This is a genomic window from Cytobacillus firmus, from assembly GCF_023715565.1.
GTDB lineage: Bacteria > Bacillota > Bacilli > Bacillales > Cytobacillaceae > Cytobacillus > Cytobacillus firmus_C.
Genome location: NZ_JAMBOJ010000061.1, coordinates 24975 through 31173 on the forward strand (window position 1 = coordinate 24975; position 6199 = coordinate 31173).

8 protein-coding genes are annotated in these 6199 nt (G+C 39.8%); 5 read left to right on the plus strand and 3 right to left on the minus strand.

Annotated elements, in window-relative coordinates; genetic code table 11:
- Window positions 1–159 precede the first annotated feature (159 nt).
- Together M3205_RS20255 and M3205_RS20260 are read left to right on the plus strand one after the other, a co-directional pair.
- Window positions 160–657 carry a DinB family protein gene (locus M3205_RS20255; RefSeq protein WP_251171527.1) on the plus strand — a complete coding sequence of 166 codons (498 nt, stop codon included), beginning with the start codon at window positions 160–162 and terminating at the stop codon, window positions 655–657.
- Window positions 593–1120, plus strand: a complete 528-nt coding sequence (locus M3205_RS20260; protein ID WP_251171528.1) for a hypothetical protein — start codon at window positions 593–595, stop codon at window positions 1118–1120. The genes M3205_RS20255 and M3205_RS20260 overlap by 65 nt, the downstream gene beginning before the upstream one ends.
- A 131-nt stretch (window positions 1121–1251) precedes the next feature.
- Here M3205_RS20260 and M3205_RS20265 read toward each other — a convergent pair whose 3' ends face one another.
- A complete protein-coding gene (locus M3205_RS20265; protein ID WP_251171529.1) occupies window positions 1252–1686 on the minus strand; it encodes a DoxX family protein in 435 nt (144 codons plus the stop codon).
- Window positions 1687–1719: 33 nt separating this feature from the next.
- Window positions 1720–2370 (minus strand): Vat family streptogramin A O-acetyltransferase, encoded by a 651-nt coding sequence (locus tag M3205_RS20270; RefSeq protein WP_251171530.1) that lies wholly within the window; start codon window positions 2368–2370, stop codon window positions 1720–1722.
- A gap of 234 nt (window positions 2371–2604) precedes the next feature.
- Here M3205_RS20270 and M3205_RS20275 point away from each other — a divergent pair, with 234 nt between their 5' ends.
- From M3205_RS20275 to M3205_RS20285, 3 genes are all read left to right on the plus strand, one after another.
- Complete coding sequence (locus M3205_RS20275) at window positions 2605–3279, plus strand: MerR family transcriptional regulator (protein WP_251171536.1); 675 nt, start codon at window positions 2605–2607, stop codon at window positions 3277–3279.
- 178 nt (window positions 3280–3457) lie between these two features.
- Window positions 3458–3880: a DUF1801 domain-containing protein gene (locus M3205_RS20280; RefSeq protein WP_251171531.1), complete on the plus strand. Its 423-nt coding sequence runs from the start codon at window positions 3458–3460 to the stop codon at window positions 3878–3880.
- A 43-nt stretch (window positions 3881–3923) separates the two neighbouring features.
- The gene (locus tag M3205_RS20285) at window positions 3924–4751 is read left to right on the plus strand and encodes a zeta toxin family protein (protein ID WP_251171532.1); all 828 of its coding nucleotides are present in this window, start codon (window positions 3924–3926) and stop codon (window positions 4749–4751) included.
- Between the two features lie 4 nt (window positions 4752–4755).
- Here the strand turns inward: M3205_RS20285 and M3205_RS20290 are convergent, their stop codons facing one another.
- On the minus strand, window positions 4756–5538 hold the full coding sequence (locus M3205_RS20290; RefSeq protein WP_251171533.1) for a DUF3990 domain-containing protein: 783 nt from the start codon (window positions 5536–5538) through the stop codon (window positions 4756–4758).
- Window positions 5539–6199: the final 661 nt, after the last annotated feature.

Below are 6199 nucleotides of genomic sequence, written 5' to 3' on the forward strand. Positions count from 1 at the left end.
GCCCTGCAAAAATTTTAATGTTCTAATGAAGGTATAAAAACAAAATGAGCCGAATATGTCATATGGGTGTGTGGTAAGCAGTTCCAGTGGCTTACCCATATTTTTTAGACGTTATCTATTGACTTTTAAGGATTATTCTTAACAGTGAGGAGAGGTTGTATGGAAGTTGTAACTAACATGTTTGTAGAGCAACTCGCCATGCATTGGCATGAAAATGAATGGTTTGCATCCATGGATCAGGCGTTACATGAAGTCAATGCAGCTGAGGCAGCATGGACAAGTTCGGGACAGAGCAATTCGATTTGGCAGATTGTCAACCACCTGATATTTTGGAATGAAGATGTTATCCATCGAATCAAGGGAACTGAAAATCCGCAAAAGGCAGAAGACAATGAAGTAACCTTTGGAAATCCGGGGGATCCAGAGGACGAATCTAGATGGGCCCAGACAGTGCAGCACCTTAATGAAGTCATGGGTGAATTAAAAGAGGTCATTACGGAACTTAACGATGAACAGTTAAAAGCACCGTATGCAGCCAACAGTAACTCTATTGAGCGTCTGCTCAGCAATATTATGATGCACGATACGTACCATGTCGGCCAAATTGTTCTTTTGCGAAAGCTGCAATCCTCTTGGGCTGGGGTGGATTGGTCTTAAAGCAGCACAATTCTGGTTCACCTCGCCTGGACAATGCAGCAGAATTGAAGGCAGAGAGAAGGAAATAGCCATTATATTAAAGAGAAAAATATTAACTGCTATTCTTAGCAGTTTCTTATTTGCACTGGCTTTTTCAAACATTGGCGGGTTTGAAGAAGACCGATTTGTAAATTTATTTTTAAATTTATTTTATTTAAACTTAATGCTTGCCATTACGTATGGAGTTATAGCTTCCGTCTTCAGTGACTGGCTCAGTAGAGTGATTGCTAATAAAGCTCTTGCTCGTGAGATTGCCTCCTTCATCATTCATTGCTGCTGTGGAGCTGTATTACAAGTTTTTGGACTTGGTTCTGCTGTCTTATTCTTTATCATTGATCGTTTGTTAAGCAGGATGAAGATTGGATGGCTGTCAGTGATCATAGCAATATTAATTGTAGTACTAGTATTTTTTATTATGATCTAAAAGAATAATAGGGGGCGCGATTTGGATTAAGCGCCCTGAACTGCAATTGAGTGTTTTAATTACTAGAGGGGCTGGTGCTGGCCAGAACTGGCCGTTGGATAATATATTCTTTCTGTCTATTCACTTATAAGCTACATAATAAGAATAACAGCTATAATAAAAATAATTTGAATAATCGTTCGAGGGAAAAGAGAAGTAATTGGTTTCCCTCCCATACTGCTCCCTTTTCGAGCTGCGTATATGTTGGCCGGGAACATAGCAAAAAGCAATAAAGCCAATCCTGCCGCAGCAAGGCTTGAAGTAATTGGAATCAAGAGTCCTATTGCACCGATGATTTCGAGTATTCCAGTTATGGTGACGATGAGACCTGGTTTTGGAAAAGCAGGAGGCACCATTTTGATAAGATCGGGCCGCCTTTTTCCCCAATGCGCTGATGCCGCAAATAAGAACATAAGAGCAACAGCGATTCGCAAGGAGGGTTCCCACCCATCCAAATAAGCAAAACCCAATAATCCAATCAAGCGAAAAAACAGGAATGAACCAATAAATACGATAAATGGAGCCATTGATATTCTTCCCTATTAAAAACTTTAACCTTCTTATTTAGGATTTTTTATCCTTCTCAGTTTTTCTATATCTCCATTTACGATCACATCGATATGAGCAGAAATAATCTCAATATCTAGATCCCACCATTTCAATTCCGTCAATTCAGCAATCATTTCGTCTGAAAAACGCTTCCTAATTTTCATTGCAGGATTCCCCCCAACAATTGTGTAAGGTTCCACATCTTGCGTTATAACCGATTTAGCAGCTATAATAGCACCGTTTCCAATCTTAATTCCCGGCATAATAACCGTATCCATCCCAATCCAAACATCATTCCCAATGATGGTATCCCCTTTAAATGGCAGCTGATCCAACGTCGGCGTATACTTCTCCCAGCCGTTTTTGAAAATATTAAAAGGGTAGGTTGAGAACCCATCCATTCGATGATTGGCCCCATTCATAATAAATGTAACACCGGGTGCTATCGCACAAAATTTCCCTATAATAAGCTGGTCTCCGAAAAACTCATAATGATATAACACCTGATCTTCAAAGGTTTCGCCATTTCTTGTATCGTAATAGGAGTATTCACCTGCACGAATGTTAGGCTTTGTAATCGTATTTTTAATAAATTGCACCATCTGATTTCCTTTAATCGGATATATATCGGCAGGATTTGGACCATGATGATTATTTGCCATAAAGATCTCAGTCCTTTCAATTTCAAATCTTCACTTGGCTCAGCGACTGTGAATTGCAGCTGAATTGTTCATGGCTAAATAGATCCCTCCATTTTTTGTCTTATACATTAATTTTACAACATTAAAGCAAATTCTAAAGTTTCTGAAAAAATAACAAGGAATTACAACTATCATTCTGGTAAACTTTACAAAGAAGTACAGTTATTGAACAGAGGGGTGTTCTCATTGGAAAAGATGAGACCGATAGATATTGCTAAAAAATTGAATATTAGCACCAGCTCCCTAAGAAGCTATGAAGAAAGAGGATTGGTCCCAAAACCATCACGGTCATCTGCAGGATATAGGATATATACAGAGGAGCACTTGCTTTATTTTGAATGTATTATCGCTATGTCACCAGGTTTTGGAATAAATCATACAGCAGCAGTACTAAAAACGCTCCAGCGAGAAGAATTGGATGCTGCTCTTTGGATCATCAATAGTGCGCAAAAAGCTGCTAATGAGGACAGGACACTCATTGAACGAGTGAAGGAATATCTGGAGCATCTAGATTCTGAAAAACACCTTCCAATCAAAGATGTTTCATTAAACACAAGGACACCAGCTTCAACTCTTCGGTACTGGGAAAAGGAAGGGTATATACAATCGAAGAGGGGACCTAATCATTATCGCTGTTTTAATTCGTACCAGGTTATTAAGGTTATGTTAATGAAAGTGGCCCAAAGTGCTGTATATTCAAACAGAGCCGTGCAATTAAAAGATAATATTAGGAATCTGGAGGATTACAATATTGAAGGGGCAAAGGATATTATCGAGGAGTGCAAGGTACTTTTAAATACACGCAATCAAGAACAGTTAAGTGGTTTATATCATTTTTACCGCTTATGTTCCAAGTTAAGATTGGTATAATATCTCTCCATCAATGGGTTGCCGAATGTGGCGGTTTTTTTATTGCCAAGATGGGAGGTAAAGTGTAATAAGGTAGGAAAACGGAGTATATCTAACGAATATATAAGTAAAAAATAAAGAAGGAATAGAAAATGAACTTAATGTAAACATGATACTCAGTGAATAGGAGCGCGAATAATTGACAGAACCGAAGATGAAAGAAACCGATAAAAGTGTAATTGAATTTATTGAAAGTGTGGAAAATGAGAAGAAGAAGGCAGATGCCTACCAGCTGTTAGAAATTTTTGAGGAGGTAACTGGGTACGAAGCAAAAATGTGGGGGCCAAGTATTATAGGCTTTGGCAAGTACCACTATAAGTATGCATCAGGTCGCGAAGGGGATGCTCCTTTAGCGGGTTTTTCCCCACGAAAGGCAAAAATAAGTCTTTATTTGTCCTATGAAAGTGAGGAACGAGAAAAATTATTAGAAAGCTTCGGTAAGTACACGAAGAGTAAGGCCTGTATTTATGTAAATAAATTAGCTGATATCAATACTGATGTACTTAAGGATTTAATAAAACATACAGTAGAAACATATCAGGAACTTTATCCGACCGAATGACTGCGAGGCGCTTTTTCTTAATGAGAAAGCGTTTTTTTATTTCGTGCAGTTCGACTGCATAATCATTCTTGGCTCATACATAAGCTTTTCAGAGGTGATTGATTTGATATTTCGCAACTGGCTGGGAAAAATCTTTCACAAAGATACAAGGAGCGGTAAAAGCTCGAATATAAAAGATACTAAGACACTTTTTTCAAAAGGAGACGGAGCTTATCTTTCAGGCAGAAGGGTTTTACATCAAAAAATTTTAGCCGATCTTCAAAATACGTATCAGGGCAGTGAGCTTAATCCACAGGCAATCTTTTTTGGAGGCGGCAGCGGTACAGGTAAATCTGTGCTTAGAGAAACAATCGCAAAATCAAACCCGCAACTCCTATCTCGTGTCGTGCAGGTTGATCCTGACGAGATAAAGCTATATATTCCCGAATATCAAATCTATAAAGAAAAGTATCCTCAGAAGGCAGCTCTTTTGGTTCATAAGGAGTCCTGTGATATTCGTGATGAATTGGTCAATCAGCTGATTCGGAAAAGGAGGAGTTTTATTTATGAAAGCACAATGGCGAAGCCGAAAAAATATAAAAGCCTGTTTACTAACCTGAAAAAAGCGGGATATGACATTCATTTATACATTGCAGATGCTTCTCTTTCATTAGCCAGGAAACGTGCTGGCGAGCGGGCGCGTAAGGATGGAAGAGTTGTTCCCGATAAAGTCATCGTAAATACCCATAAACTGGTTCCCAGTACGTTTTTCCAGGTTCGGGACCTCGCTGACAATTATTATATTTTTAATACTGAAAAAGGAAAGAAGCTTGTCATGTCCTGTACAGTGAAAGATTTTAAGATGCTTGAAGTGTTTCTAAAAAAGAATTAGGGTTTTATCTTTTTTCCATTAACCAAGTTTCATATTGGTCATGCCATAGAGTGTTTGTTCCATATAGTAGGCTAAAAGCCCAATAATAAGGAGATTCGCTCCTGAGCATACTGGGGTGAATGGAAGAAATCCAGGAATCTGAAAGTGAACGAATCCTGTGTAATCTGTTTGGCTGTATTTCCAAGCAAGCCACTTGAATTCTTCTCCATAGTTCTGGTTCGTGCTTCCTGTAATCTTGATCGAACAGGACGGGGATGACTTTCATGTTCGAAAGACATTGGATGGCCTGTTCACAATGGAGGGATAACTGATCTTTCTTTTTTGAAACGGTTAGCTTTTCTTCATGTTCAAAATGTCCGCCTGCCACCGGGCCATAAACAAAATCATAGCTATGAGAGTGTCCTTTGCGGCATTTAAGGACTAAGTCCTCCCAGACCGCTTTCTCCTTTTTCCATGATGGCTGATCAGGAAAGGGAAAAATCCTCCCGTTCAGGTGAGACAACATATCTAAATCAATATCCCAGCTAATAACGGCAGGTATCCTTGCTGCAGGATGATGAAGGTATTCCTTTTTCCCGATGCCGAGCTTTTTCAATAACTCCTCAGATACCTGCAGGTTCCTTGCACGGACACTTGCCCATCTGCCTGCTTGATTGAAATTGAATGTAAGATACAGCCCTTTTCCGAAATCCGTCAGAAATCTTTGTGCTTCAAGACTGACACCATACTGTTGGACGAGTGAAGCTGCAAATAAATTGGTTCCGTGGAAAACTTTGTATACTGTCACAAACGTGCCCCTCCCATAGTTAGTTCTGGACTATTTTATGAAAAGAGGGGATGGATGGTAACACGGTTAGTTGAATTTATGGCATTGGGGCGCCTTTTCTGGGTGAGACCTGGATCTCATAAGCAGAACAGCTTACGAGTGGCGGTTTTGAAAGGAGAATGCCGGAGCAGACAGCTTGGGACATAAAAGAATGGGAATTATGAGTTAGAGTCGGAACCTGCTCCTGCTTCTGACACAAACAGCTGGAAATCGGATGCTAGAGTCAGAACCTGCTCCAGCTTCTGACACAAAAGGGAGAAACCGGCGAGTGAGAGTCAGAAGCAGAGCAACCTTCTGACACAAACAGCTGGAAGTCGGAAGCTAGAGTCAGAACCTGCTCCAGCTTCTGACACAAAAGGGAGAAACCGGCGAGTAAGAGTCAGAAGCAGAGCAACCTTCTGACACAAACAGCTGGAAGTCAGAAGCTAGAGTCAGAACCTGCTCCAGCTTCTGACACAAAAGGGAGAAACCAGCGAGTAAGAGTCAGAAGCAGAGGGTCAAGCCCATATAATTGTGTAAAAAGAAAATGAGTCAAATTAATTCCTTTGGTCAACAATGTTATCAGCTACGAAAAACAAGTTGGAGGAATTAATTATGACTCAATTACAGTTTAACCTAAATC

Excerpts from the sequence above, each read along its gene's own strand:
- M3205_RS20275 (WP_251171536.1), top strand. The coding sequence starts at position 2,605 with ATGAGACCGATAGATATTGCTAAAAAATTGAATATTAGCACCAGCTCC.
- M3205_RS20255 (WP_251171527.1), top strand. The coding sequence starts at position 160 with ATGGAAGTTGTAACTAACATGTTTGTAGAGCAACTCGCCATGCATTGG.
- M3205_RS20270 (WP_251171530.1), bottom strand. The coding sequence starts at position 2,370 with ATGGCAAATAATCATCATGGTCCAAATCCTGCCGATATATATCCGATT.
- M3205_RS20260 (WP_251171528.1), top strand. The coding sequence starts at position 593 with ATGTCGGCCAAATTGTTCTTTTGCGAAAGCTGCAATCCTCTTGGGCTG.
- M3205_RS20265 (WP_251171529.1), bottom strand. The coding sequence starts at position 1,686 with ATGGCTCCATTTATCGTATTTATTGGTTCATTCCTGTTTTTTCGCTTG.